Source organism: Caballeronia sordidicola (genome assembly GCF_001544455.2).
Taxonomy (GTDB): Bacteria; Pseudomonadota; Gammaproteobacteria; order Burkholderiales; family Burkholderiaceae; genus Caballeronia; species Caballeronia sordidicola.
Genome location: NZ_FCOC02000002.1, coordinates 448975 through 474318, shown reverse-complemented (window position 1 = coordinate 474318; position 25344 = coordinate 448975). Strand labels below are relative to the sequence as shown.

Annotated in this window: 20 protein-coding genes and 1 tRNA gene; 13 read left to right on the top strand and 8 right to left on the bottom strand. The window is 58.2% G+C overall.

What is annotated here, in order from left to right:
* Nucleotides 1-4: 4 nt before the first annotated feature.
* Nucleotides 5-1111 carry a DNA polymerase III subunit beta gene (gene dnaN, locus AWB64_RS05350; RefSeq protein ID WP_060817560.1) on the top strand — a complete coding sequence of 369 codons (1107 nt, stop codon included), beginning with the start codon at nucleotides 5-7 and terminating at the stop codon, nucleotides 1109-1111.
* A gap of 158 nt (nucleotides 1112-1269) precedes the next feature.
* Complete coding sequence (gyrB, locus tag AWB64_RS05345) at nucleotides 1270-3741, top strand: DNA topoisomerase (ATP-hydrolyzing) subunit B (RefSeq protein WP_060817559.1); 2472 nt, start codon at nucleotides 1270-1272, stop codon at nucleotides 3739-3741.
* 69 nt (nucleotides 3742-3810) lie between these two features.
* Here gyrB and AWB64_RS05340 read toward each other — a convergent pair whose 3' ends face one another.
* Nucleotides 3811-5340 (bottom strand): cryptochrome/photolyase family protein, encoded by a 1530-nt coding sequence (locus tag AWB64_RS05340; protein WP_060817558.1) that lies wholly within the window; start codon nucleotides 5338-5340, stop codon nucleotides 3811-3813.
* Between the two features lie 215 nt (nucleotides 5341-5555).
* Here AWB64_RS05340 and AWB64_RS05335 point away from each other — a divergent pair, with 215 nt between their 5' ends.
* Nucleotides 5556-6803, top strand: coding sequence for a hypothetical protein (locus AWB64_RS05335; RefSeq protein ID WP_063493159.1), 1248 nt, complete (start codon nucleotides 5556-5558; stop codon nucleotides 6801-6803).
* Here AWB64_RS05335 and AWB64_RS05330 read toward each other — a convergent pair.
* Both AWB64_RS05330 and sbcD read right to left on the bottom strand, forming a co-directional pair.
* Nucleotides 6800-10237: an AAA family ATPase gene (locus AWB64_RS05330; protein ID WP_060817556.1), complete on the bottom strand. Its 3438-nt coding sequence runs from the start codon at nucleotides 10235-10237 to the stop codon at nucleotides 6800-6802. The two genes, AWB64_RS05335 and AWB64_RS05330, sit on opposite strands and share 4 nt — an antisense overlap.
* Entirely contained in the window at nucleotides 10234-11457 is a 1224-nt protein-coding gene (sbcD, locus tag AWB64_RS05325; RefSeq protein WP_060817555.1) for an exonuclease subunit SbcD, read from the bottom strand. The genes AWB64_RS05330 and sbcD overlap by 4 nt, the downstream gene beginning before the upstream one ends.
* A gap of 211 nt (nucleotides 11458-11668) precedes the next feature.
* Between sbcD and AWB64_RS05320 the strand changes: the two genes are divergently transcribed.
* From AWB64_RS05320 to AWB64_RS05305, 4 genes are all read left to right on the top strand, one after another.
* Nucleotides 11669-11866 carry a hypothetical protein gene (locus AWB64_RS05320; protein WP_047895277.1) on the top strand — a complete coding sequence of 66 codons (198 nt, stop codon included), beginning with the start codon at nucleotides 11669-11671 and terminating at the stop codon, nucleotides 11864-11866.
* Nucleotides 11867-11888: 22 nt separating this feature from the next.
* Complete coding sequence (gene dbpA / locus AWB64_RS05315) at nucleotides 11889-13271, top strand: ATP-dependent RNA helicase DbpA (RefSeq protein ID WP_060817554.1); 1383 nt, start codon at nucleotides 11889-11891, stop codon at nucleotides 13269-13271.
* A gap of 99 nt (nucleotides 13272-13370) precedes the next feature.
* Nucleotides 13371-13973 (top strand): lipocalin family protein, encoded by a 603-nt coding sequence (locus tag AWB64_RS05310; RefSeq protein WP_060817553.1) that lies wholly within the window; start codon nucleotides 13371-13373, stop codon nucleotides 13971-13973.
* A gap of 122 nt (nucleotides 13974-14095) precedes the next feature.
* Complete coding sequence (locus AWB64_RS05305) at nucleotides 14096-15847, top strand: tetratricopeptide repeat protein (protein WP_063493165.1); 1752 nt, start codon at nucleotides 14096-14098, stop codon at nucleotides 15845-15847.
* Between the two features lie 11 nt (nucleotides 15848-15858).
* Here AWB64_RS05305 and AWB64_RS05300 read toward each other — a convergent pair whose 3' ends face one another.
* Together AWB64_RS05300 and AWB64_RS05295 are read right to left on the bottom strand one after the other, a co-directional pair.
* Nucleotides 15859-17223, bottom strand: coding sequence for an MFS transporter (locus AWB64_RS05300; protein ID WP_060817551.1), 1365 nt, complete (start codon nucleotides 17221-17223; stop codon nucleotides 15859-15861).
* Between the two features lie 122 nt (nucleotides 17224-17345).
* The gene (locus AWB64_RS05295) at nucleotides 17346-18278 is read right to left on the bottom strand and encodes a 2-hydroxyacid dehydrogenase (protein ID WP_060817550.1); all 933 of its coding nucleotides are present in this window, start codon (nucleotides 18276-18278) and stop codon (nucleotides 17346-17348) included.
* 246 nt (nucleotides 18279-18524) lie between these two features.
* On the opposite strand from AWB64_RS05295, the gene AWB64_RS05290 reads away from it, so the two are divergent.
* Both AWB64_RS05290 and AWB64_RS31865 read left to right on the top strand, forming a co-directional pair.
* The gene (locus tag AWB64_RS05290; protein ID WP_060817783.1) at nucleotides 18525-18842 is read left to right on the top strand and encodes a DUF4148 domain-containing protein; all 318 of its coding nucleotides are present in this window, start codon (nucleotides 18525-18527) and stop codon (nucleotides 18840-18842) included.
* 218 nt (nucleotides 18843-19060) lie between these two features.
* Nucleotides 19061-19231, top strand: a complete 171-nt coding sequence (locus AWB64_RS31865) for a hypothetical protein (RefSeq protein ID WP_167353900.1) — start codon at nucleotides 19061-19063, stop codon at nucleotides 19229-19231.
* Between the two features lie 66 nt (nucleotides 19232-19297).
* Here AWB64_RS31865 and AWB64_RS05285 read toward each other — a convergent pair whose 3' ends face one another.
* The gene (locus AWB64_RS05285) at nucleotides 19298-19537 is read right to left on the bottom strand and encodes a hypothetical protein (protein WP_060817549.1); all 240 of its coding nucleotides are present in this window, start codon (nucleotides 19535-19537) and stop codon (nucleotides 19298-19300) included.
* A 181-nt stretch (nucleotides 19538-19718) separates the two neighbouring features.
* A tRNA-Lys gene (locus AWB64_RS05280) sits at nucleotides 19719-19794 on the bottom strand.
* 205 nt (nucleotides 19795-19999) lie between these two features.
* Here AWB64_RS05280 and AWB64_RS05275 point away from each other — a divergent pair.
* The 3 genes from AWB64_RS05275 to AWB64_RS05265 are packed head-to-tail and all read left to right on the top strand — an operon-like array spanning nucleotide 20000 to nucleotide 21788.
* The gene (locus AWB64_RS05275) at nucleotides 20000-20404 is read left to right on the top strand and encodes a PaaI family thioesterase (RefSeq protein WP_060817782.1); all 405 of its coding nucleotides are present in this window, start codon (nucleotides 20000-20002) and stop codon (nucleotides 20402-20404) included.
* A gap of 6 nt (nucleotides 20405-20410) precedes the next feature.
* Nucleotides 20411-21295, top strand: coding sequence for a patatin-like phospholipase family protein (locus AWB64_RS05270; protein ID WP_060817548.1), 885 nt, complete (start codon nucleotides 20411-20413; stop codon nucleotides 21293-21295).
* 16 nt (nucleotides 21296-21311) lie between these two features.
* Nucleotides 21312-21788 carry an OsmC family protein gene (locus AWB64_RS05265; protein WP_060817547.1) on the top strand — a complete coding sequence of 159 codons (477 nt, stop codon included), beginning with the start codon at nucleotides 21312-21314 and terminating at the stop codon, nucleotides 21786-21788.
* 1 nt (nucleotide 21789) lies between these two features.
* On the opposite strand, the gene AWB64_RS05260 is transcribed toward AWB64_RS05265, so the two are convergent.
* Nucleotides 21790-22803, bottom strand: a complete 1014-nt coding sequence (locus AWB64_RS05260; RefSeq protein WP_060817781.1) for a D-2-hydroxyacid dehydrogenase family protein — start codon at nucleotides 22801-22803, stop codon at nucleotides 21790-21792.
* 496 nt (nucleotides 22804-23299) lie between these two features.
* On the opposite strand from AWB64_RS05260, the gene AWB64_RS05255 reads away from it, so the two are divergent.
* Nucleotides 23300-25150: a phosphoenolpyruvate carboxykinase (GTP) gene (locus AWB64_RS05255; protein ID WP_060817546.1), complete on the top strand. Its 1851-nt coding sequence runs from the start codon at nucleotides 23300-23302 to the stop codon at nucleotides 25148-25150.
* Nucleotides 25151-25344 lie beyond the last annotated feature (194 nt).

Genomic DNA, 25344 nt, shown 5'->3' with positions numbered 1-25344 from the left:
CTCTATGCAACTGGTCAAGACCGAACGAGATAATCTCCTAAGGCCGCTGCAAACCGTGAGCGGAATCGTCGAGCGCCGTCATACGTTGCCGATCCTCGCCAATTTGCTGATCACCAAGACTGGCGCCGACGTGTCGTTCCTCTCGACCGATCTCGAACTGCAGATCACCACGCGTGCCGACTTCGGCACCGGCAGCGACCAGGTCGCGACCACCGTCGCCGCGCGCAAGCTGCTCGACATCCTGCGCGCCATGCCGCCGGGCGAAGTGTCGCTGGATCTCACCGACAAGAAGCTGACCGTGCGCTCCGGCAAAAGCCGCTTCGCGCTCCAGACGCTTGCTGCCGACGAGTTCCCGACCGTCAATCAGGCAACCGAATTCGGCGCGAGCCTCTCCGTTGCGCAAAAGACATTCCGGCAGTTGCTCGGCATGGTCCACTTCGCCATGGCGCAGCAGGACATTCGCTATTACCTGAATGGCATGCTGCTGGTCGTCGACGGCGACCAGTTGATGGCGGTTGCAACGGACGGCCACCGGCTTGCGTTTTCATCGATGAAAATCGAGGGCGGCACGTATGCCCGCCAGGAAGTGATCATTCCGCGCAAGACCATTCTGGAATTGCAGCGCCTTCTGGAAGACATTGACGACGCGCTGGTCATCGACATTGCCGCGAGCCAGGTCAAGTTCACGTTCGGCCAGGTCGAACTCGTATCGAAACTCGTGGAAGGCAAGTTCCCCGACTTCCAGCGCGTGATCCCCAAGTCGCACAAGAACACGTTCCTGATTGGCCGCGAGGAATTGCAGCGCTCGCTGCAGCGCGCGGCTATTTTGACGTCGGACAAGTTCAAGGGCGTGCGCTGCCTGATCGAGCCGGGCCAGTTGAAGATCATGTCGACCAACGCCGACCAGGAAGAAGCGCAGGAAGAGCTGGAGATTGCTTACCAGGGCGACAGCGTGGACATCGGCTTCAACGTCACGTATTTGCTCGACGTGCTCGCGAACCTGAAGATCGACATGCTGCAAGTGAGTCTTGGTGACGCGAGTTCGAGCGCCCTGATCACGATTCCCGAGAACGACGAATTCAAATATGTGGTGATGCCAATGCGCATCTGATGCGGCCAAAACCAAAAAACTTTCCAAGGGGCGCATTGCCCCTTTGGCATTTTTAAGGTGTTTCGAAAAGTCTCGATCAGCGCCGCGCACCACCCCCGCAGTGATCGCTCAGCGACCGCGTATTGACCCAGTAGTGACGCAGAACCGGAAAAAACCTCATGACTGAAAACCCAATTTCGCAACCCGACAACGCTTATGGCGCCTCCTCCATTCAGATCCTCGAGGGTCTGGAGGCGGTTCGCAAGAGGCCGGGTATGTATATCGGCGATACGTCGGACGGCACGGGTCTGCACCACCTCGTTTTCGAAGTGCTGGACAACTCCATTGACGAAGCGCTGGCCGGCCATTGCAACGACATCCACGTCACCATTCACGCCGATAACTCCATCTCCGTGACCGACAACGGCCGTGGCGTCCCAACCGGGCTCAAGCTCGACGACAAGCACGATCCCCGGCGCAGCGCCGCCGAGATCGTGATGACCGAACTGCACGCGGGCGGCAAGTTCGACCAGAACAGCTACAAGGTCTCGGGCGGCTTGCACGGCGTAGGTGTGTCGTGCGTGAACGGCTTGTCCGAATGGCTGCGGTTGACTGTGCGCCGCGATGGCAAGAAGCACTTCATGGAGTTCCGCCAGGGCGTGGTGCAGAACCGCGAACTCGTGGCCGAAAACGGCATTACATATTCGCCCATGCCCGTTGTGGGCGACACCGAAAACCGCGGCACCGAAGTGCACTTCATGCCCGATGTCACCATCTTCGGCAACGTGGAATTCCATTACGACATTCTCGCCAAGCGCATGCGCGAATTGTCGTTCCTCAATAACGGGGTGCGGATTCGCTTGACCGACCAGCGCAGCGGCAAGGAAGACGATTTTGCGTTTGTCGGCGGCGTGAAGGGCTTTGTGGATTACATCAACAAGACCAAGCAGGTGCTGCATCCGACCGTGTTCCACGCGACCGGCGAGAAGGACAACGTCACGGTCGAAGTGGCCATGCAGTGGAACGACAGCTACAACGAAAGCGTGTTGTGCTTTACGAACAACATTCCGCAGCGCGACGGCGGTACTCACCTGACCGGCCTGCGCGCCGCGATGACGCGCGTGCTGAACAAGTACATCACGGATCACGATATCGCGAAGAAAGCGAAGATCGAAACAAGCGGCGACGACATGCGCGAAGGTCTGTCGTGCGTGTTGTCGGTGAAAGTGCCCGAACCGAAATTCAGTTCACAGACGAAGGACAAGCTGGTGTCGTCGGAAGTACGCGCGCCGGTTGAAGAGGTCGTGGCAAAGGCGCTCGAGGAGTTCCTGCAGGAAACGCCGAACGACGCGAAGATCATCACGAACAAGATTATCGATGCAGCGCGTGCGCGCGATGCCGCCCGCAAGGCGCGTGAAATGACGCGCCGGAAAGGCGTGCTCGATGGCGTCGGCTTGCCGGGTAAGCTTGCCGATTGCCAGGAGAAGGATCCGGCGAAGTCCGAGATTTATATTGTGGAGGGTGACTCGGCAGGCGGGTCGGCGAAGCAAGGACGTGACCGGAAGTTCCAGGCCATCTTGCCGCTGCGCGGGAAGGTCTTGAACGTGGAGCGCGCGCGTTTCGACAAGCTGATTTCGTCGGAGCAGATCGTGACGCTCGTGACCGCGCTTGGAACCGGGCTTGGCAAGGACGACTACAACCTCGACAAGCTGCGCTATCACCGCATCATCATCATGACCGATGCTGACGTGGACGGAGCGCATATCCGCACGCTGTTGCTGACGTTCTTCTACAGGCAGATGCCGGAGATCGTGGAGCGCGGGTTTATCTACATTGCGCAGCCGCCGCTCTACAAGATCAAGGCCGGCAAGGACGAGCGGTATTTGAAGGATACGCACGAGCTGAACCAGCATATGCTGAAGCTCGCGTTGCAGGGTTCGGAACTGATTCCGAGCGAAGGCGCTACGCCGATTACCGGCGATGCGTTGGGCGAGCTCGCGCGTGCTTATCTGTTGGCGCAGGCTGTGGTTGATCGCGTCAGCCGGTTCTATGACGTGAACGCGCTCGAAGCGGTAATGGACGGCATCGTGCTGGATTTGTCGACGCAAGAATCCACTGTGGCTTCGGCCGCGGCGTTGCAAGAGGCGTTGCGTGCCGATCCGTTGAAGCCGGAAGTGACGGTTGAGCCGGCTTATGACGCAGTGCGCGAGATCCGGTCGCTGCATATCAATCGCCGGCATCATGGGAATGTGAAGGTTTCGGTTATCGATGAAGACTTCCAGTTGACCGCCGATTACAAGCAATTGCAGACGACAGCGAATACGTTCAAGGGGCTCATCGGGCCGGGCGCGTTGATCAAGCGCGGGGAACGGTCGATGGCTGTTGGCGATTTCAAGAGCGCGATGAAGTGGCTGATCGCCGATGCTGAACGCAATGTCACCAAGCAGCGCTATAAGGGCTTGGGTGAAATGAATCCGTCGCAGTTGTGGGAAACGACGATGGACCCGACAGTGCGGCGTTTGTTGCGCGTTCAGATTGAAGATGCGATTGCCGCCGATGGCATTTTTACTACGCTGATGGGCGACGATGTTGAACCGCGCCGGGCGTTCATTGAATCGAATGCGCTGCGGGCGGGGAATATCGACGTTTGAGGGTTTGCGTTATCGATTGATGATGAAAAGCCAGTCACGTTTTATGTGGCTGGCTTTTTTGTTTGTGATTCACAACTCATCCAATCCCCCCCGAAGCTCACGAGCCCTCGCGTCAATCCCAGCCTTCGCGTCACCATCCATCCTCTCCAACTGTTTATAAACCATAACCAGCCGCGAATTCCCCTTTAACCGCCCGGCATTGCGCTCAAAGAAATCCCAATATAGTGCGTTAAACGGACATGCCGTTTCCCCTAATCTCGCTTTCCGGTCGTAGTGACATTCTTTGCAGTAGTCGCTCATCTTGTCGATATAAGCCGCGCTCGAAGCATACGGCTTCGTCGCCAGTCCGCCGCCGTCCGCGAATTGGCTCATACCAAGCACGTTCGGCATCTCGACCCATTCGAATGCATCGACATACACGCCTAGATACCATTCGTGCACCTCAAACGGATTGATCCCGGCAATCAACGCAAAGTTGCCGATAACCATCAATCGCTGAATGTGGTGCGCATGCGCGCTTTCGAGTGATTGCCCAATCGAATGTTTCAGGCATCGCATGTTGGTTTCACCGTTCCAGAACCAAACAGGCAACTTGAGCACATTTCCAAAACCATTCGATTCACGATACTCGGGCATCCGCGCCCAGTACACGCCGCGCATAAACTCGCGCCAGCCGATGATCTGCCGGATAAACCCCTCGACTGCCGGCAGAGAAGCATGTCCATCGCGATACGCTCGCTCCGCACGCGCGACGACCTCACGTGGATTCAGCATCTTCACATTGAGCGAAAACGACAGCAGCGAGTGAAACAGACGCGGTGCTTGCGTGTTCATCGCGTCCTGATAATCGCCGAAATCAGGAAGCGCAAATTCGATAAACGAATCGAGCTGCGCCAACGCTTCTTCGCGATTCAAAGGCCACGGCAATCGATCTTCACACGGCTCTCCAAAACTTTTAACACCGGCATCAATAATCGTTTTCCACAGTGCCGAATGATCATGCGCGATGCGTGGATCGCACGGCTGGCGCGGTATCCCACGCCACGATTTTCGATTGTCGTGGTCGAAGTTCCACTGACCGCCGCAAGGGCTGTCGTCCGCGTTCATTAGAACTCGATATTTCATTCGCATCCGCCGATAAAAATTTTCCATTAGCCACTGTTTCTTGTCGGCGAAATATTCGGCGGCTTCCTTGCGTCGCGTATAAAAATGCTCCGTATCTGTCATTTGACACGGAACGTCTAATTGCTCCGCATATTTAGCCATTTGCTGGTCGACACGCCATTCATCCGGCGCTTGCCATTCGAACACGTTTGCCTGGTAATGACCGATCAGCCAATCGAGATTCGCAGGCAAGCTTTGCTCGTTGTCTGGATCATCAATGCCGAGATAATGTACGCGATGTCCCGCCATTCTCAGCCGGTGCGCGAAGTCGCGCATTGCGGCGAATATTGCGAGGATCTTCTGCGCGTGATGCAAAACATAATCCGTTTCCTGACGCACTTCCATCAGCACGTAGATGACATTGGCGTCCGTTTCCGAAAACCAGCCGTGCAGCGGGTTCAATTGGTCGCCAAGAATCAATCGAAGCGTGGTCATGCTTTATCTCTCCGATGCCTGGTTACGCAACGTGAAATTGTGAAAATCGATCCTTCTTGTCGGCAATGTATGTTGGCGCGTTTAAAGTGGCTGGTTCTTTGGAACGTCTCGGCATTGCTTGATGTCCGGCGCGCACAAACGATGCCCGACCACCGGCCAGCTTATAAAAACTCATGAATCGACCCAACTTGCATCCAGCTCGACAGACAGGAGGAATGCGGCAGCCAAGCGCGGCGGCTCAAGCACGCCTCGGCAAAATCGCGGAAGCATTTCGTGCGGCATGTGCCGCCGGCGATTATCAAAGCGGCGCAAATTTCGCGGCTGAGGCGCTTACCCTTACGCCCGGGAACATGACAATCCTGCCGGACTACGCGTTGTGCCTGATGCGAATTGATGCGTTCGACCAGGCGTATAAAGTCTATAAAAGCATTCACGATGCGCCGGCGAGCCAGCGCAAGCTCGCCGCGCCGACGTGGCTCGATGGTCTGGTGGAAGTATGCGGCTGGCTAGGCAAGACCGAGGAGATGCGCGAATACGGGCTGCGTTCGCTGCGCGCGTCCGACGCCAAATGCAGCGCCAATCCGAGCGAACCGATTCCCGATCATGCGCCGCCCGCATTCAACGCGGCTAACCCTGCTGAAAACGTCATCGCGTATTCATTGTTTGGCGCGAACCCGCGATATTGCGAACCGGCCGTGCTGAATGCCGAATTGACGCGTGAGCTGTTCAAAGGCTGGACGTGCCGTGTGTATCTTGACGCGACCGTTCCCGCACACGTGCAGCAAAGGTTAAAGGACGCGGGTGCGGACGTCGTTTTCATGAGTCCGGATTCGGGTGTTCATCCGCTGATGTGGCGTTTTCAGGTTATCGATGACCCCGCCATCAAGCGCTTCCTTCTTCGCGATGCCGACGCATTACTCTCCGAGCGTGAAGCGGCCGCGGTTCAGGAATGGGTCGAAAGTCCGTATTACTTCCACCTCATTCGCGATTATTTCACGCATATCGAACTGATTCTCGCGGGCCTTTGGGGCGGGTGCGCCGGGATATTAAAGAACGCCGTTCAATCGATGCAACGATTCGCCGCCGCAAACGCTGCGAGCGGACGGTTTATCGACCAGCATTATTTGCGTACGAACGTATGGCCGACGCTGCGTAAAAGTGTACTGACTCACGACGATATATTCGGTTTCCACGACGCAAAACCGTTCCCGCCACACGCGCCGAACCGATGGAAAATCGAGAAGTTTCACGTGGGCAGCAATACGAGTTACCAGGCCATAGGCGGCGCTAGCGCATTCGCCGATAACGCCACGCAAAAGCTCGTTTTCAGTTCCGCAGACGGCCAGGCTATATTCGACTACGAGACGTTAGTAAAAAACGGAGAATGGCGATTGGACGTGCCGTTTTTTATCGTGGAAAAGCTGGCCGCGAAACAAATTGCGGTGCGTGTCGTGGAGCCTTAAGCGCCCACGACCTCCACCGTTGAAAAACCGACTCCCACGCTTTTCGCCACTTTGATCTGCAATGGAATGCGCTCCTTGAGCGCTTCCACGTGACTGATCACGCCAATCATCTTGCCGCTTGCATTCAGTGAATCGAGCGCGTTGAGCGCAATCTCCAATGTCTCGCCGTCGAGCGTGCCGAATCCTTCATCGAGAAACAGAGAATCGATGGACGTCTTGAAACTCACGAGATCCGATAAAGCCAGCGCGAGCGCGAGGCTCACAAGGAAACTTTCTCCGCCCGATAACGTGCGGGTATCGCGGGCGGCATCGCCTTGCCACATATCGAGCACTTCCATTTCCAGTTCGCCCGCAAGCTTCCGGTTAAGCTGATAACGTCCATGCAACTGCATGAGTTGCCGGTTCGCGAGATAGATCAAATGATCGAGCGTGAGGCCTTGCGCAAATTTCCGATACTTCGCGCCATCGGCGGAACCGATCAGGCTGCTCAAGCGTTGCCACAGGTCGTATTGCGTGCGCTGCGTATCGATTTGCTTGTATAGCGCCTGCTTTTCCACGCGTAACGTATCGTCGCTTTGAAGCTTCGCGCGAAGGCCGCCTTGTTGTTCGCTCAGCGTCTTCATGGAAAAGAGGATTTCATCGAGCACCCGTTGAATCGTTTCGCCATCCTGCTCGGTTTTCGGCTCTTTCAATAATTCGGCGCGGCGGTTTTCAGCATTCGTTCGCAGCGTGCGCACTGTAGTCGATAGTTCATCGAGTTGACGTTTCAGCGTTTGCAACTCGCCGCGTTCCTCGTGCGATATCAGCGCAGCGTAAAACGATTGTTCATCGATAAACACGCTGCCACTGAACGCATTCAACCATGCAAGCGCTGTTTTCTCAGCATATGCTTTTTCTTCGTTCAAGCGCGTCGTGAGCGTGCGCTCGGTGCCTTCCAGCAAAACGGTCTTATCGCGGGCGATATCGTAGCGTTGTATTGCCAATAAAAACGCTTCAGCCGGATCGCGATTGGGGGAAATGACTTCGGCTTCTAATCCGGTGAAATCCTTTTCGCAAGCTGTCCAGCGCACCGACCATTTTCCAGCTTCAGCCGATGCGGTTTCAAGCGCCTGCCGTGCGCGGTCGGCTTGCTGGTTCAACGCGCGAACACGTTCCGATTCCTTCTGCCACGCTTTCCATTCATCATCGCGTTCGGCAAGCCAGGATTGCCATTGAGTCCACGAATCGAGTCGTGTGTAACCAGCGGCAAGTACGGATGTATCAAGCGCTTGTTCTCGTTCGCGCAACACGTTTTTTAACGCCTCGACTTGATCGGACATTTCCTTCAGCGACTTTTCATCCGCGTTCTGCCGCTCTTCACTTATCTTCAGCGCGTGTTGTTGTTCAACTGCATTGCGCTCAGCCACATTCGCCGCATTCGCGTGCTGCTGGAGCATGGTCTTCTGTTGATCCACTGCGTCGAGCGTGTCCTGCGCCAACTTCAGCCCGGACGCATGTTCCTGAACAAGCGCGTCGAGCGTGTTGCGATCAACCGATTCAAGTTCAAGTTGCGTGCATATCGTTCGCCAACTGTCGGCGTGTCGCGCCTCATCTTCGAGCCATGTATCAATGCGCTTTTTAAGCGCGCTTACCGCAGCATTCGATTCAGCGATCGCCACATTCGCGGCAAGAAGCTCCTTGCTTTTTCCACGCAGCGCGAACTCCTTTTCCTTCAACGCATGTTCGGTCGCGGAAGCATCGAGCGTTTGATACGCGCCAATGGACGGGTGCTCCGTCGATCCGCACAAGGGACACGCTTCGTCGGGCTGCAACGCCGCGCGGTGTCCAGCAAGGTCGAGAATGCGCCGCTCCTGATCGAGCAACTTGCGTTTGTCGTGGACTTGCTCAGTCAGTGTCTCGATGTCTTTCGTGAGGCGATCATGTTGCTCGGCCAGCAATAGGCCAGACGCACTTTTCCGCGCCAGTTCTTCACGATCCAACCCCAGTTGCCGCGCCCCGCGCGCGATTGCCTCACCCGTATCAACCAGCTTTCGGAACAGATGCTGCTGGTCTTGAAGCCGCTGGCAACGCGCCTTCAAGTCGGCTTCGTTTTCGCCGTTGAGCGTGCGTAAGATTTTTTCACGCTGCTCGCGTTCGGTCTTGCGAGCGAGTTCCGCCGTCGCCAAAGCGTTAGTTAAGGCGATGCGCTTTGCATTGATTTCACTGGCCCGTGTATCGATCAGCGAGCGCAAACCAATGCGCTTCCTATCGGTCGCCTCGATGTCATTCAACGTCTGCTGGCGTGCATCGAATTTATGCTGCCAAAGCACGATCTGCTCGCCAAGTTTGCTTCGATGTGGATGCAGATCGAGCGCGAATTGAACGGTTTTGACCTCCGACAAAATCGTGTTCAACGCATGCTGACGAAGCTCCGCAACACGCGCGCCCAACACGGACGCCGATAGCAAACCACGCGCGGCATCAAGCGAAGCGACATGCTTTTGGTCTTTCGCAATCGCGGATAAACGCAATGTTTCCGCATGCCGATCACGTGCCGATACCATCGCTACATGATCGGCACGAAGCTTTTCCGCAGGCTCACTCGTGGCGAGACGATCAAGCGAAGGTTTGGCGCTGGCGATCTTTGTCTCGGCTTGCTGCTGGTTCAGCAGCGCCTGCTCAAGCTGCTTTTCGGCATCCGATAGCGCCACTCTCCACGCGAGCATCGCGCGTGTTTCATTGGCGCGCTCGCCGAGCGCGGTTTCCTGAACGGCCAGCGCGCTGCATTCCTGCCGCAAACCATCGCGCTGCTCTTCAGTCAGCAATTGAACGCCATCGGCGCGGACCAGCAGCGTATCAAGCGCGAGTTTTTCTTCGCGCGTGCGCTCGAAGACATTCCGCGAGATCGTGCCGTAGATATCCGTGCCGGTAAGCTCTTCCAGAAGCTCTGCGCGTTCGTTCGCTTTCGCTTCGAGGAACGCGGCGAAGCCGCCTTGCGCGAGCATCATCGATTTGGTGAAGCGGCCGAAATCCAGGCCCGTGATTTCTTCGACCTTGCGTAACTTGTCGGCAATCCGCTCGGTCAGGATCGTCCCGTCGAGCCGCGCGAGTTCGACCTTGGGCGCTTGCAAATTGCCATCGGCTTTGTCGCGCGCGCGACGCTGGCTCCAGAACGCGCGATACCCCTCGCCCTTCACCTCGAATTCGACTTCCGCGAGACATTCGAACGTGTGCCGCGTCATCAGCTCGTTCGTGCCTTGCGAAACCGTGTCCATGCGCGGCGTGCGGTGATAGAGCGCGAGACAGATGGCGTCGAGCAAGGTTGTCTTGCCCGCGCCGGTCGGGCCGGTGATAGCAAACAGGCCGTTATCGCGAAACGGCGGCTGGCTGAAATCGATTTTCCACTCACCCTTCAGCGAATTCAGATTGCGCAAACGCAACGATAAGATCTTCATGCTGCATCCGCCGCGCCAATCTGTGCGACCACTTCGCGATACATCGATAAAAGCTGCGAGCGCGTGTTGTCATCAATAGTTTCCGATTGCAGGCGGCGAGCTAAAACGTCGTCAGGCGTCAGCTCGTTCAACGTTTCTTTCGCCTGCGATTGAAACGCGTTCGCAGCGGACGAGCGCTCACGCCGAACGCGCAACACTTCAACGGGCATGTTCTCCGTCATCTTCTGGATGCGTGTTTGCAGATCGCTGAGATAGTCGTCGGCGCGGACGACGATTTCCAGCCATATCGTTTCGCCCGCAACCGCTTGGGACGCAGCTGCCGAAACCGCAGCCTCAAGCTCTTTCAACGATCCTCTCACCGACAAAAGCTGCTGAAAGCATGGAACGTGAAGCGTGGTGACGCTCTTGAGCCCTTCGCTGGAAACATCCACGAGCAACATTTCTTTCTGCTGCCGCGCTTCATCGAAGCTCAGTGCAATCGGCGATCCGCTATAACGGATGTGCTCAAACCCGCCAACTTTTTGCGGCCGATGAATATGCCCGAGCGCAATGTAATCCGCCGCTGGAAAAGCCGCGGTCGGAAATGCTTCCAGCGAGCCGACATATATTTCGCGCACCGATTCGCTCGCACTCGCGCCGACCGTTGTCAAATGTCCCGTCGCGATGATCGGCAAATGCGCGCCGAGGTCCGCACGCTTCTGTTCCGCTAACGCAAACAACGCCTGATAATGCGCATGAATCGCGTCTTGCAGCGACTGCTGTTTATCGCGTGCACTTTGCCCCGCGATGCTTTGCAGAACATCGCGCGGACGGATGAATGGGATTGCGCAGACAATCGCGCCGGGATGGCCGTCGCGCGTATTGAGCACGCGAACCTGCTCGTTCGGATCGTCCTGCACGGACGGAATCACCACGGTATTCAGCGCCGTCAGCAAATTGCGGGATTCTTCAAGCACGGCGACTGAATCGTGATTGCCCGCAAGCAGCGTCAAACCCACGCCCGCGTCACGAAGCGCCAGAATCAGCGAGTAATACAGTTCGCGTGCGTAACTTGGCGGCGCGCCGGTATCGAAGATATCGCCGGCTATCAGCACCGAATCCACCGCATTCAGCCGCGTCTGCTCGATCAACCACGCAATCAGCTTCTGATGTTCGGCTTGCCGTGAATGCCCGAGAAAATACTGGCCGAGGTGCCAGTCCGAGGTGTGCAGGATTCGCATCGATAGGACGGGTTGGACATTGTTTTAGTGAATGCCAGTTTAACGGATCGATTTGCCCCGCAAGGGGCGAAGAATCGTGAAGCGCCGTAAAACGATGCAATCGCACCGTGTACGCGTACACTTCGGCTTCTATTGCGCGAAAACAGCGCGCGCCGGCCGGTCCGGCGCCCTTTTTCAGGCTGCAACCCCATTCATTACGCTCAATTCAATCATGTTTATCTGCCGAAACCAGCCGTGCGGCGCCGAATGGCAACTCGCCGACGTGCTCATCAAGAACGAAGGCCAGGGCCTGATGTTCCGTTGCCCCATGTGCGGCGCGCGCAACAAGGTGCTGCGCCACGACGCACCCGACGGCACCATCACCTACGAGCAGGACAATTCGGTCCCGCCGAAACCTGCGGCGAAGTAAGAACAAGTAACAACACAAGCTCATGACCACGCCAACTTCATTCAGCGCCTTGCCGCTCTCGCCAGCAATGCTGACGAATCTCGAGCAGCTCGGTTATCTCACGATGACCCCGATCCAGGCCGCAAGCCTGCCGCTCGCGCTTGCGGGTCACGATCTCATCGCGCAGGCCAAGACGGGTAGCGGCAAGACCGCCGCGTTCGCGTTGCCGCTGCTGGCGAAGATCGACCCGAAGCTTTTTTCCGTGCAGGCGCTCGTTTTGTGCCCGACGCGCGAACTCGCCGATCAGGTGACGCAGGAAATCCGCCGGATCGCGCGCGCGGAGGACAACATCAAGATCCTGACGCTGTGTGGCGGCTCGCCCATGCGCCCGCAGATCGCGAGCCTTGAGCATGGCTGCCATATTGCCGTGGGCACGCCGGGCCGCCTGATGGATCATCTGGAGCGCGGCACGCTGGCATTGAGCGCGCTGAAAACGCTCGTACTCGACGAAGCCGACCGCATGCTGGACATGGGTTTCTTCGACGACATTGTCGCGGTTGCGAAGCAATGTCCGAAGGAACGCCAGACCTTGCTGTTCTCTGCAACTTATCCTGAAGGCATCGCCAAGCTGAGCCAGCAATTCCTGCGCAAGCCGCAGGAAATCAAGCTCACGGAACAGCACACGAATTCGAAGATCAAGCAGCGTTTCTACGAAGTCGACGACAACGAGCGTCTCCACGCGGTAGGCCTGTTGCTTGATCATTATCAGCCGGTCAGCACACTTGCGTTCTGCAACACGAAGCAGCAATGCCGCGATCTGCTCGATGTGCTGGTGGCGCAGGGTTTTCATGCGCTCGCGCTGCACGGTGAACTCGAACAACGCGAACGCGATCAGGTGCTCGTGCAGTTCGCCAATCGAAGCTGCTCGGTGCTGGTCGCAACCGACGTGGCGGCGCGCGGTCTCGACATCGCGCAACTGGAAGCGGTGATCAACGTGGATGTCACGCCCGATCCCGAGATCCACGTCCATCGCATTGGCCGAACGGGCCGCGCGGATCAGGAAGGCTGGGCGCTGAGCCTTGCCAGCATGGACGAAATGGGACGCGTCGGTACGATTGAACAGGCGCAGAAAAAGGAAGTGGAATGGCACAAGCTGAGCGAGTTGACGCCAGCGAAACCAGGCCATTTGCAACCGCCCATGGCGACGCTGCAAATCCTTGGCGGCCGTAAGGAAAAGATCCGTCCCGGCGATGTCCTCGGCGCGCTCACAGGCGACGCCGGTTTCGAAGGCTCGCAGATCGGCAAGATCAACGTGACGGATATGGTCACGTACGTGGCTGTATCGCGGCATATTGCGGACAAGGCGGTGAACCGGTTGTCCGCTGGAAAGGTGAAAGGCAAGAAGGTAAAGGTGCGCCGGATCTGAAGCGCCGGGTCCGCATTTTGCGCGACGGTTGATTCCGTGAAACCGGTCAGAGCGGATATGCGTATCAATGCATATCCGCCTTTATACCTTGGTGCGCATATGGTCCGTCCTGCTCGCATTGTCATTCTTTTGTCCGCGCTGATGTTTGGCTTGAGCGCATGCATTTCTTCCCCGCCGAATCCGAATCCGCGCGCCACGAGCGAAGAGACGCTCGCGCCTTCGGTTGATTTGCCGCGTTATATGGGCCGCTGGTACATCGTTGCGAATATTCCGTACTTTGCCGAGAAGAATTTCGTAGGCAGTTACGCCGAATGGAAATTGCGCGATGACGGCAAGATCGACGATTCGTATTACGCGCACGAAAATACGTTTGACAGCCCGCTGAAGCATTATCAATTCACAGATTCAATTGTTCCCGGCACAAACAACGCGCAATGGAGCGTACGGGTTTTCTGGCCTATCTACGCGACTCAAAAGACGCTTTATGTTGATCCGGATTATGAATACACGATCATTGGATATCCGGATCGCAAGCTCGGCTGGATCTTCGCGCGTTCTCCGACCATCAGCGATGCAAAATATCGCGAACTTCTCGGCCGGCTGGATGAGATGGGTTACGACATATCGCGGTTTCGCCGCGTGCCGCAAACGCCGGATCAGATCGGCAAACCGGGTTTCCACTCGCCCGGTGAGAAAGAATGACCTGCGCCTGCAGAAATGCATAACTTCAAATCGGGTAACAAGGGATCGGACTGATCCGATAGCTGGCGGGTAAGGCGCGATTTAGCATGAACAGGTTATCCACTTCGCTGAATACGCCTGCCATGAATCAACTTTCCGAGCCGTTTGCCGTCGCGTTCAGTCACCATCAGGCCGGTCTTATGGCCGACGCCGAAAGCGGTTATCGGACAGTTCTTGAAGCGCGCCCGGATCACGTGGACGCGTTGCATTACCTGGGCGTTTTGCTGCATCAACGTGGCGAAAACGAAGAGGCGGCGAAGCTGATGGATCGTGCCCTTGGCCTCGCACTGGATGCATCGGCATGCTGGAGCAATCGCGGGTTGGTGGCAGCGGCGCTGGGTGATCTCCCTTATGCCGTGGAATGCCATGAGCGCGCGCTTGTCATCGATCCCGATTTCACGAACGCACGCAATAACCTTGGCGTGGCGCTGCAAAAACAAGGTCTCTTCAACGAATCCATTGAGCAGCACAAGACACTGCTCGTTCAAGACCCCGATTTATTCGATAGCCGGCTAAATCTCGGCGGCGCCTTCGCAGCGGCAAAGCGCTACGAAGAAGCGCTGGAGACTTATCAGGAAGCGCTTCGCCGCAATCCGGACAGCTTCGAGGCGCATTTTGGCAAAGGCAATGCGTTGCGTGAGCTCAAGCGTTTCGACGAGGCGGTGGCGAGCCTGAATCGTGCATTGGCTTTAAAGCCGAATCACTTCGAGGCGCGTGTGAACCTTGGCACAACGCTTGGGCTTCATGGCCGGTTCGTAGAGGCGGAAGCGGCATACCGCCAAGCGCTGACCCTACGCGATGACCCGCAGATTCACGTGTGCGTGGGCGCGGCTCGCGGTTCGCAAGGCCTGTTCGAGGAAGAGGAACCACACTATCGGCGCGCGCTTGAACTCGCACCCGATCACGCCGATGCACAGCACAACTTGGCGTTGCTAGAGCTAAGACGCGGCAATTTCAAGGAAGGCTGGGCGCTTCATGAAGTGCGCTGGCGCTCGAGCAAATATCAGCCGATAAGCGTTCCAGGCGTTCCGGAGTGGCACGGAGAACCGCTGCAAGGCAAGACGCTGCTGGTTGTGGGAGAGCAGGGACATGGCGACATGATCCAGTTCGCACGTTATGTGACGGTGCTTGAGCAAATGGGCGCAACCGTGGACATGTGGGTGCCGGAGAACATCGTGGAACTGGTGAAGAGCGTGCGCGGTGTTCGCCGGGCAGCGTATCGCGGTCCGACACATGGGTACGACTACTGGACGCCTTCCATGAGCGTGCCGCATCATGTGTCGCATCTCGTTCCCGGCGCGCTTGCTGACATCCCGTACATGAGCGTGAGCGCGGAACGGATTGGCATGGGCCCAACCCGCGTAGACAAGCTGGCCGCCGGCCGCAGGAAAATTGGGATTGTATGGGCGGGCAGTCCGACTTTCGGCAACGATCAATTCCGTTCCATGCCGTTCTCCGCGCTTTCGCCTTTGGCGGATGTGCCGGATGTTGCGTGGTTTTCGCTGCAAAAGGGCGCGGCGCGCGATCAGCTTTCGAGTCCGGATTGCGCTCTGAAACCGTACGATCTAACTGAAGATCTCCACGATTTCGCCGATACCGCCGCGCTTATTGAACAACTTGATCTGGTGATCACGGTCGATACCTCCGTTGCGCATGTGACGGGTGCGCTCGGCAAGCCCGTGTGGGTGTTCTTGCCGGCGAACAACGACTGGCGCTGGATGATGAATCGCGACGACAGCGTGTGGTATCCGAGCGCGCGGTTGTTCAAGCAGACCACGCTCGGTGACTGGACCGAGCCCGTGGCCAAGGCAAAAGCGGCGCTGATGGCGAAGTAAAAAAGCGCCGCTTATTTGGTTGCGGTTTGCATCGGTTCGCTGGGTTTGTCGCGGGTAATCAGGCGCAAGCCGCTCGCAATACTTGCCACGCCCGCGAACCCCGCGCCAAGCGCGAGCGCCAGCGCCGGTCCGCGATGACCTGCAATGCCGAAGCTGAGTGCTACCAGTGCGGCCCCGGTCGCCTGGCCGACCAGCCGCGCCGTCGCGACCACGCCGCTCGCGCCGCCGCTTCGCTCGCGCGGCGCGCTCGCCATCAGCGCTTTCAGGTTCGGCGACTGGAAGAACCCGAAACCCGCGCCGCAAATCGCCATGCGAATGCAGATATCGAATGCGTGGGGATGTACCGGCAACAGCGCCAGCGAAGCCATTCCCGCGCACATGACCGCCAAGCCAACGCCGCCAAGCAAGCCAGGCGGGTGCCGATCCGACAAGCGGCCGGCCACCGGCGCGAGCAGCGCGACCATCACGGACCACGGCGTCATGAGGAAACCCGTTTCGACCTGGCTGCGCCCGAGCACGCTTTCGAAATAGAACGGTAGCGACACGAACGCGAGCCCTTGCGCCGCGAATGAGCAAACGGCGGTAGCCGTCGATAACGCGAACATCGGCCGTTTGAACAGATCGACGGGAAGCATCGGCGCGGGGTGACCGCGTTCTCGACGCAACATCAGGGCGCCCGCGACCACGGTTACGCCGAACGCCATCAACACAATATGCGTGGGCGCGCGCTGCGCCGCCTCGCCGAGCGCGAACACCAGCGCGGCGAAGGTCACCACATTCAAGCCGGCCGCCACGCGATCGAAACCGTGTGTGGTGCGCGGCGTTTCAGGCAACGCAGACCAGCCGATAAACAATGCCGTCAAGCCAATAGGCAGATTCACTGCGAACAGCCAGGGCCACGTGCCAAGCGAAAGGACTATCGATGCAACCGTTGGCCCGACCGCGAACGATATCCCCACAATCAACGCATTCAGCCCGAGTCCACGCCCGAGCCGGTGATGAGGATAAATCGCGCTGATCAGCGCCGTGTTCACGCTCATGACCGCGCTCGCGCCAATTCCCTGCAGCAACCGGGCGGCGGTGAGCGTGGGCAGCGACCACGACAACGCGCAGGTCAGCGACGCCACGAGAAACAGGATCAAGCCGCCCAGATAGATTTTCCGATGGCCGACAATCCCGCCGAGCGCCGCGAACGGCAAGAGCGTGGCGACCATCGCGAGCTGATACGCGTTGATGATCCAGACGGAAGCGGCCGGCGTCGCGTGAAGATCGTGGGCGATGGCGGGAAGCGCCGTGTTTGCGATGGCGGTATCGAGCGTGGCAAGCGATACGGCCAGCAGCATGGCCGCCATGCCGCGGCGTTGCTGCGCGGTCATGGGGGCATCGGGGAGAAGCGTGGTTGGGTCGGGCACGGTTTTGAGATGGAAGCGAGATCGGCGGCAAGACCGACACGATACGGGATCGCGGCAAAGCTCGCCGGGCGACCCCGCGCGAGCTTTCAAACAGGTGTCAGTACAGGCATGCCGGCGAAGTGGCAGGTGGCGTTATCGACGAACATCTGCACCGACGCCGCCACGGCTTCCGGCGACCGGCCGCCCACGTGCGGCGTGAGGACCACGCGCTCCGAGCCGGTCAGCAAGGCTGGCGGCGCTGGTTCGCCCTCGTACACGTCCAGCCCCGCGCCCGCGATCACGCCGCGTTCAAGAGCATCGGCAAGCGCGGCGGTATCCACGACGCTGCCGCGCGCCACGTTCACGAGATATCCGCGCGCGCCTAACGCGGCGAGCACGTTGGCGTCGATCAGATGTTTTGTTCCCGCGCCACCCGGCGTCGCGACCACGAGGTAATCGGCCCATTGCGCAAGCGCGGTTGCCGAATCGAAATATGTGTAGTTCACGTCCGCGTTCGGTTGCCGATTGTGATAACCGACTTCAATATCGAATCCAAGCGCGCGTTTTGCGACCTTCCTGCCGATATTACCCAGGCCGATCACACCGAGTTTTTTGCCCGAAAAGTTCGGTTGAAACGGCAGTTCGTCACGCCAGACGCCTTCGCGGCACGCGCGGTCGAGCGCCGGGATCTGCCGAACCACGCCGAGGAGCAGCGCAAATGCGTGATCGGCGACGCAATCGTCGTTCGTGCCCGCGCCGTTCACTACTACGATATTGCGTGCCCGCGCGGCGTCCCGCGCGATGTTCTCGTAGCCCGCGCCCAACGCGCCGATCAGTTCGAGTTTCGGCAACCGGGCGATCGATGCCGCATCCAGGCCCACGGTGCCATTGGTCAGCACGGCGCGGATTTCATCGGAGTGGTGCGTGAGTGCGTAATCGAGTTTTGTTTGATCGAGGGCGTTAATGAGCTTGAAAGCCGCCGATACGGTTGCGTAGCTGTCGGCCTGAAGTGGGATCAATACGAGAACGGTGGGAAGCATGTCATCAAGGTCAAAGGAGCGAGCGCTCAGTGTCCCACCTTCTATTTTTTTTCGCGTGCCACGGACATCCGATATTTTATTTGTAAGCGTATCAACCGAGATCGAAAGTATTTAGGGTTTACACCTAAATTCACAATAATCTCTTGCCTGCTTAGGGCTTAATTTTCGGACTTGGCTTACCTAGACTGTATCCATAGAACGCGATCAACGTTGATCGCGGGAAAACAAAAGTCGGAGGTAAGCATCATGAAGTCACTTATTCAAGCCGTTGTGGTTGCCGCGGTCCTGGCTGTCCCAGCAGTAAGCTTTGCTCAGTCGAATCAACCGCTTACCCGCGCTCAAGTAAAGGCGGAACTGGTTCAGATCGAAGCCGCCGGCTATAACCCTGCCACTGCAAATGATTACGACTACCCTGCGAACATTCAGGCTGCAGAAGCGCGGGTAGCGGCGCAGAATGCCGCCCAAACGGGTTACGGCGGTGTATCGAGCGGTACGTCCGATTCCGGTTCAAATGTTCATTCCGCGACAGGCGACAGTGTCCGTTCCGTCTATATGGGTCACTAATCTTATCGGGATCTGGCAATAGAATTTCTTTTCATATCATTTCTACTGCCGTGCGCTAAGCAGTTCGCTTCTTTTTAAGCCCGGATAAGAACCTCCTCCACCGGGCCGCCCGGTGGATTTGCCCAGCTTCATTGTCTGGGCTTTTTTACGCCGGTTTCGTGTTTCGATAAGCGTGACCTACACTGTAATAACCGGCGAGGCATTTGAAGGAGGCGCCCGTGACTGAGTCAATGATCGGCTTTGTTGTAGGTCTTGCGGTTTTGATCGTAATGGCGGCGGTGCTAGGGCGGCGGTATAGGCGGGATCATCCCGAGAATTCGGACGGCCCGGCGAAGATGCGTGAGTGGCTCGATACGCATCACATGAGCTGGCTGCATCACAAACACTGACGCGCTCTAAAAAACACGAAGCCCGCGATTCCGCGGGCTTCGTCTTTTTATTCGTGCGAACAGCCGCTACGCGTGACCGGCCGGTTTCAGGTTTCTTGGAGGCTTTCGTCCATCCGCTTCCGCCTTTCCGTATTCAATTGCAAAGCGGCACGCGTCGTCCGGTTCGTTGAAGTAGCCGAGCACGCCAGACGCCCAGCGCGCGCCATCAGGCTTGGTGACGATGATCATCGATGCAAAACTGCCGCGCTCGCCTGCGGCAAGCGGCATCAGAACGTGGTCGTTATAACTTACTGGAATGGCATGCATTCGGCCTCCCGCTGAACAAATCCAGAATCTCGAGCGTGTAATTCTGGGGGCTTTCGGCATTTGCCATTGTGAGGAATTGCAAAAAAGGGAAACAGCGCGTGCGGAATGATTATTCTTCTGATGGAAGCGCGCACAAACAAAAGGCCGGTTAGCTTTTTTGCTAACCGGCCTTTCAAATACTTGGTGGGGCGTGACAGATTCGAACTGTCGACCTACGGATTAAGAGTCCGCTGCTCTACCAGCTGAGCTAACGCCCCGGAAAAACTGAATCCGAATTATAGCGACGTTTTCTCGAGTTGCGCAACTATCGGCGCTACAAAATCCGGAATTCCCTCCCAATGACAGCCGAAAGCGTGGGCGCATATGGCGCGGCCGTTCATCCGTTATCTCGAAAATTGAATGCGGGAACCGTTATCATGGCGTTCGAGCGGCGAACGGCCGTGCTTAAAACAGCCAGACATCATGGACGATTCCGCTATCCGCACTTTGCTCGAAACCACCTTCGCGCCGTGGATTCGTGACCTGGGGTTATCGCTGGAAAGCGCTTCGGACGAGCGCGTCACGCTCCGCCTGCCGCATGCCGACAAGCTGCGCCATGCTGGCGGCGTGATCTGCGGCCAGGTTTTCATGGCGGCCGCCGATACCGCCATGATCGTTGCCATTTCGCACGCACTCGGCGGTTTCCAGCCGATGACCACCGTTTCCCTGACCACGAGTTTCCTGCGTCCCGTGAAAGCCGGCGATGTCCTTGTCACCGCGGTCATTCTGCGTCGCGGCCGCAATCTGGTCTTCGGCGAAATCGAACTCCACGATGAAACCGGTGCGCTCGCCGCGCACGCGACCACCACTGTCATGCTTCTCGCCTAAAAAACCATGTTCGATCAAGTCGTATTCGCCGGCGGCGGCAACCGCTGCTGGTGGCAGGCCGGTTTCTGGGACGTCGTCCAGCCGGAACTGAAGCTGCGTCCGCGCGTCATCACCAGCATCTCGGCAGGCGCGGCCACGGCGTGCATGCTTTACACGAATCACTCGGAATGGGTGATGGACTATTACTCCCACGTGCTGCGCGATAACTCGAAGAACGCGTATTGGGGCAATTTGCTGCGCAGCGAATCGGTGTTTCCGCACTATCGGATATACCGGCAGGCATTGCTGGATATCTATGGCGACCGGTTTCAAACGTTGAAGGCCGCGCCGGAAATTCGTATCGGTGTGTCGCATTTGCCGCGTTGGCTCGGCGCACGCAGTGCGGTGGCGGCGGGACTGATCGCCTATAACATCGAGAAATACGTGCGCAAGAAGTTGCATCCGACACTTGGGCAAGCGCTCGGTTTTCATCCGGAATTCGTGAAGGCGCAAGAGTGCGCGACGGTCGAGGATCTCGCCGATCTGATCCTGCAATCGTCGAGCACGCCGCCGTTCACGCCGATTCTGCGCCGGCAGGGGCGGCCCGTGCTCGATGGCGGCATGGTCGACAATGTGCCGGTGGGCGCGCTGGATGCATCGCCGGGACTGGTTCTGGTGATGGTGACGCGCGTGTATCCGCGCCCGCAGATGTTCATGGTCGAGCACGGCGAACATGGGAAGCACCGCGACCAGCGCCGTGTCTATGTGCAGCCGTCGCGGAAGGTGCCGATTTCATCGTGGGACTACACGAGTCCGGCGCTGATGCGGCCGGCGTACGATCTGGGACGCGCCGACGGCGAGCAATTTCTCATGCGCTTGCCCGACGTGCTGAGCGCCGCGGCGCAACACTGAACGGGAGTGTCGAACGATGACCAAACAGCACAAGTACACGCTGCAAGTCGCCTGGACCGGCGATCAGGGTTCAGGCACGTCGAGCTACGACGCCTACTCGCGCGACCATCTGGTGCGCGCGGCGAACAAGCCTGCCATTGAAGCATCGAGCGATCCGGCCTTTCGCGGCGATGCCACGCGCCACAATCCGGAGGAGCTTTTCGTCGCGTCGCTCTCGTCGTGCCACATGCTCTGGTATCTGCATCTGTGCGCCGTGAACGGCGTTGTGGTGACGGGCTACGTGGACGATCCCATCGGCACAATGGAAGAAACGAAGCAGGGAAGCGGCCGTTTCACCGACGTTCTTTTGCGCCCGCAAGTGCTCATAGGCGCGGGCGGCGACCTGAAGCTGGCGGAACGCCTGCACGAGGAAGCGCATGCGTTCTGCTTTCTCGCGAACTCGGTGAACTTTGTTGTCCGATGTGAACCGTCCATCGAAATTTCGACGATCTGAATTATCGCCGGCGTCCACCAACCAGTGCTTCCGGATTGACGACGCTGGATGTGTCGCCGGCGTCGAAGGCCAGAATGTTCTTGAACGCCGCCGAAAAATACAGCTCGTAGCTTTCACGTTCCACATAGCCAATGTGCGGCGTGCAAATGACGTTTTCCATGCGCAGCAGGCTGTAACCCTGCAGGATCGGCTCGCTCTCGTACACATCGATAGCAACCATGCCCGGCCGGTTGTGATGCAGCGCATTGAGCAGCGCGTTTTCCTCAAGCAACTCGGCCCGGCTTGTATTCACAAACAACGCGGTCGGTTTCATGCGCATCAGATCCGCTGCCGTGACAATGCCGCGGGTTTCGTCGTTCAGACGCAGATGCAGCGAGAGCACGTCGCTTTGCTCGAACAATGCCTCGCGGCTTTCGGCAACGTCGATGCCGTCGGCGCGCGCGGCGGCTTGCGAATGCTCGCGCCCCCACACCACCACCTTCATGCCGAACGCCTTGCCATAGCCCGCAAGTAGCTGGCCGATCTTGCCGTAACCCCAGATGCCGAGCGTCTGGCCGCGCAGCACTTGCCCGAGTCCGAAATTGGGCGGCAACGCGGATGTCTTCAGTCCGGACTGCTGCCACGCGCCTTGTTTTAGATTGGCGACGTACTGCGGAATGCGCCGCTGCGCCGCCATGATCAGCGCCCACGTCAATTCGGCTGGAGCGATCGGCGACCCGGTGCCTTCCAGAACGGCAATCCCGCGCTCCGTACAAGCGTCGAGTTCAATGTGGCCGCCCACCTTGCCGGTCTGGCTGATCATGCGCAGCCGCGGCAATTTATCGAGCAGCTGGGAGCTGATTCGGGTGCGCTCCCGGATCAAAACCAGGGCTTCGACTTCCGAAAGTCTGCTAGCCAACTGTCCGAGCCCGCGCACCGTGTTATTGAAGACCTTGACTTCGTGATCTGCAAGCAGATTGAAGCAATCAAGCTTACGAACGGCGTCTTGGTAGTCGTCGAGAATGGCAATTTTGATTGGCATGGATTGGCTTTTGATAGGCATCAAACGTGCTGCAGAAATTCGAAGATGGACAGGAAACGACGAGCTAAGTTCGGGTAATTACGTATAAATTCACCGAAATCCAGGCATCGCGTCTTGTTAAGCTGCTATTGCGCTGTCGTGGTAATTGCCGGCCGCCAACAGCTAATGAACGAATATCGAATGCGTTTCGAATGCGCAGCGAGCCGTCCAGCGACTCATTGGCTCATTCACGCATCGCCAAAGCCGGAAAACCGGCAATCGATGGAGACATTCCTATCTCTTTTTAACAGTTTGTTCCGTGCCGACGCAAGCCGCGATTCAGACGGCAGTCGGCGCCAGACCCGTCAACTCCCGACGCCAGCCTTGGTTTTGTGTCGCCACCAGCGCGTGAGTTCCGCCGTGCAGAGCATCCGGCGACGTGAAATGCGCCTCTCGCGAGCAGCGCCGGCGGGTTGCAACCGTTTTCTCTTCCAAGAACGGAGTGTGCTCGATGAACCAGCCCGCAGTGGTGGACCAAAATGTCGCCGGCAGTGACGCGCCAGCGTATGTCAAGAACCGCAAGCTCATCGACTGGGTACAGCGGATCGCGGCGCTTACCAGGCCGGACAGGATTGAATGGTGCGACGGATCGGAGGAGGAATACGATCGTTTATCCCAGCAGATGGTCGACGCAGGAACCCTCAAGCGCCTCAATCCCGCAAAAAGACCGAATTCCTACCTGGCGTGTTCCGATCCGTCTGACGTCGCGCGCGTCGAGGACCGCACGTATATATGTTCGGCGCGCTCTGAGGAGGCTGGTCCAACGAACAACTGGATCGATCCGAAGGAAATGCGGGGCACACTGAACGGCCTGTTCGACGGCTGCATGCGCGGACGCACGATGTATGTCGTGCCGTTTTCCATGGGGCCGCTCGGTTCGCCCATCGCGCATATTGGCGTGGAACTGACGGACAGCCCATACGTGGTGACGAACATGCGCATCATGACGCGCATGGGCAGCGCCGTGTACGGTGTGCTGGGCACGGACGGCGAATTCGTGCCGTGCGTGCATTCGGTCGGCGCGCCGTTGCGAGCGGAGCAAAAGGACGTGCCGTGGCCGTGCAATGACACGAAGTACATCGTCCATTTTCCGGAAAGCCGCGAGATCTGGAGCTTCGGGTCGGGTTATGGCGGCAACGCGCTGCTCGGCAAGAAATGCTTCGCGCTACGGATTGCATCCACAATGGGCCGCGACGAAGGCTGGCTCGCCGAGCACATGCTGATTCTCGGCGTGACATCGCCGGAAGGGCGCAAATATCACGTCGCGGCGGCGTTCCCCTCGGCTTGCGGCAAGACCAACTTCGCCATGCTGATTCCGCCGCACGATATGTCGGGCTGGAAGGTATCGACGATTGGCGACGACATTGCGTGGATCAAGCCAGGACGCGACGGCCGTCTTTACGCGATCAATCCCGAGGCCGGCTACTTCGGCGTGGCGCCAGGCACGAGCGAGAAGACCAACTTCAACGCCATGGCAATGCTCAAGGAAAACGTCATTTTCACGAACGTGGCGCTGACCGACGACGGCGATATCTGGTGGGAAGGCATGACGGACACGCCGCCGGCGCATCTGATCGACTGGCAGGGCAAGGACTGGACGCCTGAGTCCGGCACGAAAGCCGCGCATCCGAACGCGCGGTTCACGGCCCCGGCGGCGCAGTGTCCTTCCATCGATCCCGATTGGGAAAATCCCGCGGGCGTGGCTATCGATGCGTTCATTTTCGGGGGACGCCGTTCGGACACGGTGCCGCTCGTGACGGAGGCGCGCAACTGGCGCGAGGGCGTCTACATGGCCGCGACCATGGGATCCGAAACCACGGCGGCCGCGGCCGGACAGCAAGGCGTCGTGCGGCGTGATCCGTTCGCCATGCTGCCGTTCTGCGGCTACAACATGAGCGATTACTTCGGGCATTGGCTCAAAATGGGCGAGCGGCTCACGCAGCTCAACGCGAAGCTGCCAAAGTTTTTCTGCGTGAACTGGTTCCGCAAGGGCGCGGACGGTAAGTTTGCGTGGCCCGGTTTTGGCGACAACATGCGCGTCCTGACGTGGATGATTGGGCGTATAGATGGCACGACGAACGGGGAAGAACATGCGTTCGGATTTTCGCCGGGCTATGGCGACATCGACTGGGGCAAGCTCGATTTCTCGCATGAGCAATTTGAGCGGGTGATCTCGGTGCAGGACTCCGCATGGCGTGCGGAACTGGAACTTCACGACGAATTATTCAAAAAACTGGCTCAAGGGCTCCCGCAAGAACTCGCCGAAACCAAGCTGGGCATCGAGCAACGCCTGTCGGCGTAATAATTCGAGTGCGGGATTAGTGACGGAAGTCGACATAATCAACGACAAGTCGTCATGTAGGCGGCATTCCGTCATTTCCCTGCTTTACTGCGTCAAAATTGCCTGAGCCAGCTTTTCAAAATTGGGTCGTGAATACTTTTCGGGCGTGGGTGTTCCGGATTCAGCAACAATCGATCTTCTTTCACCTTACTGCT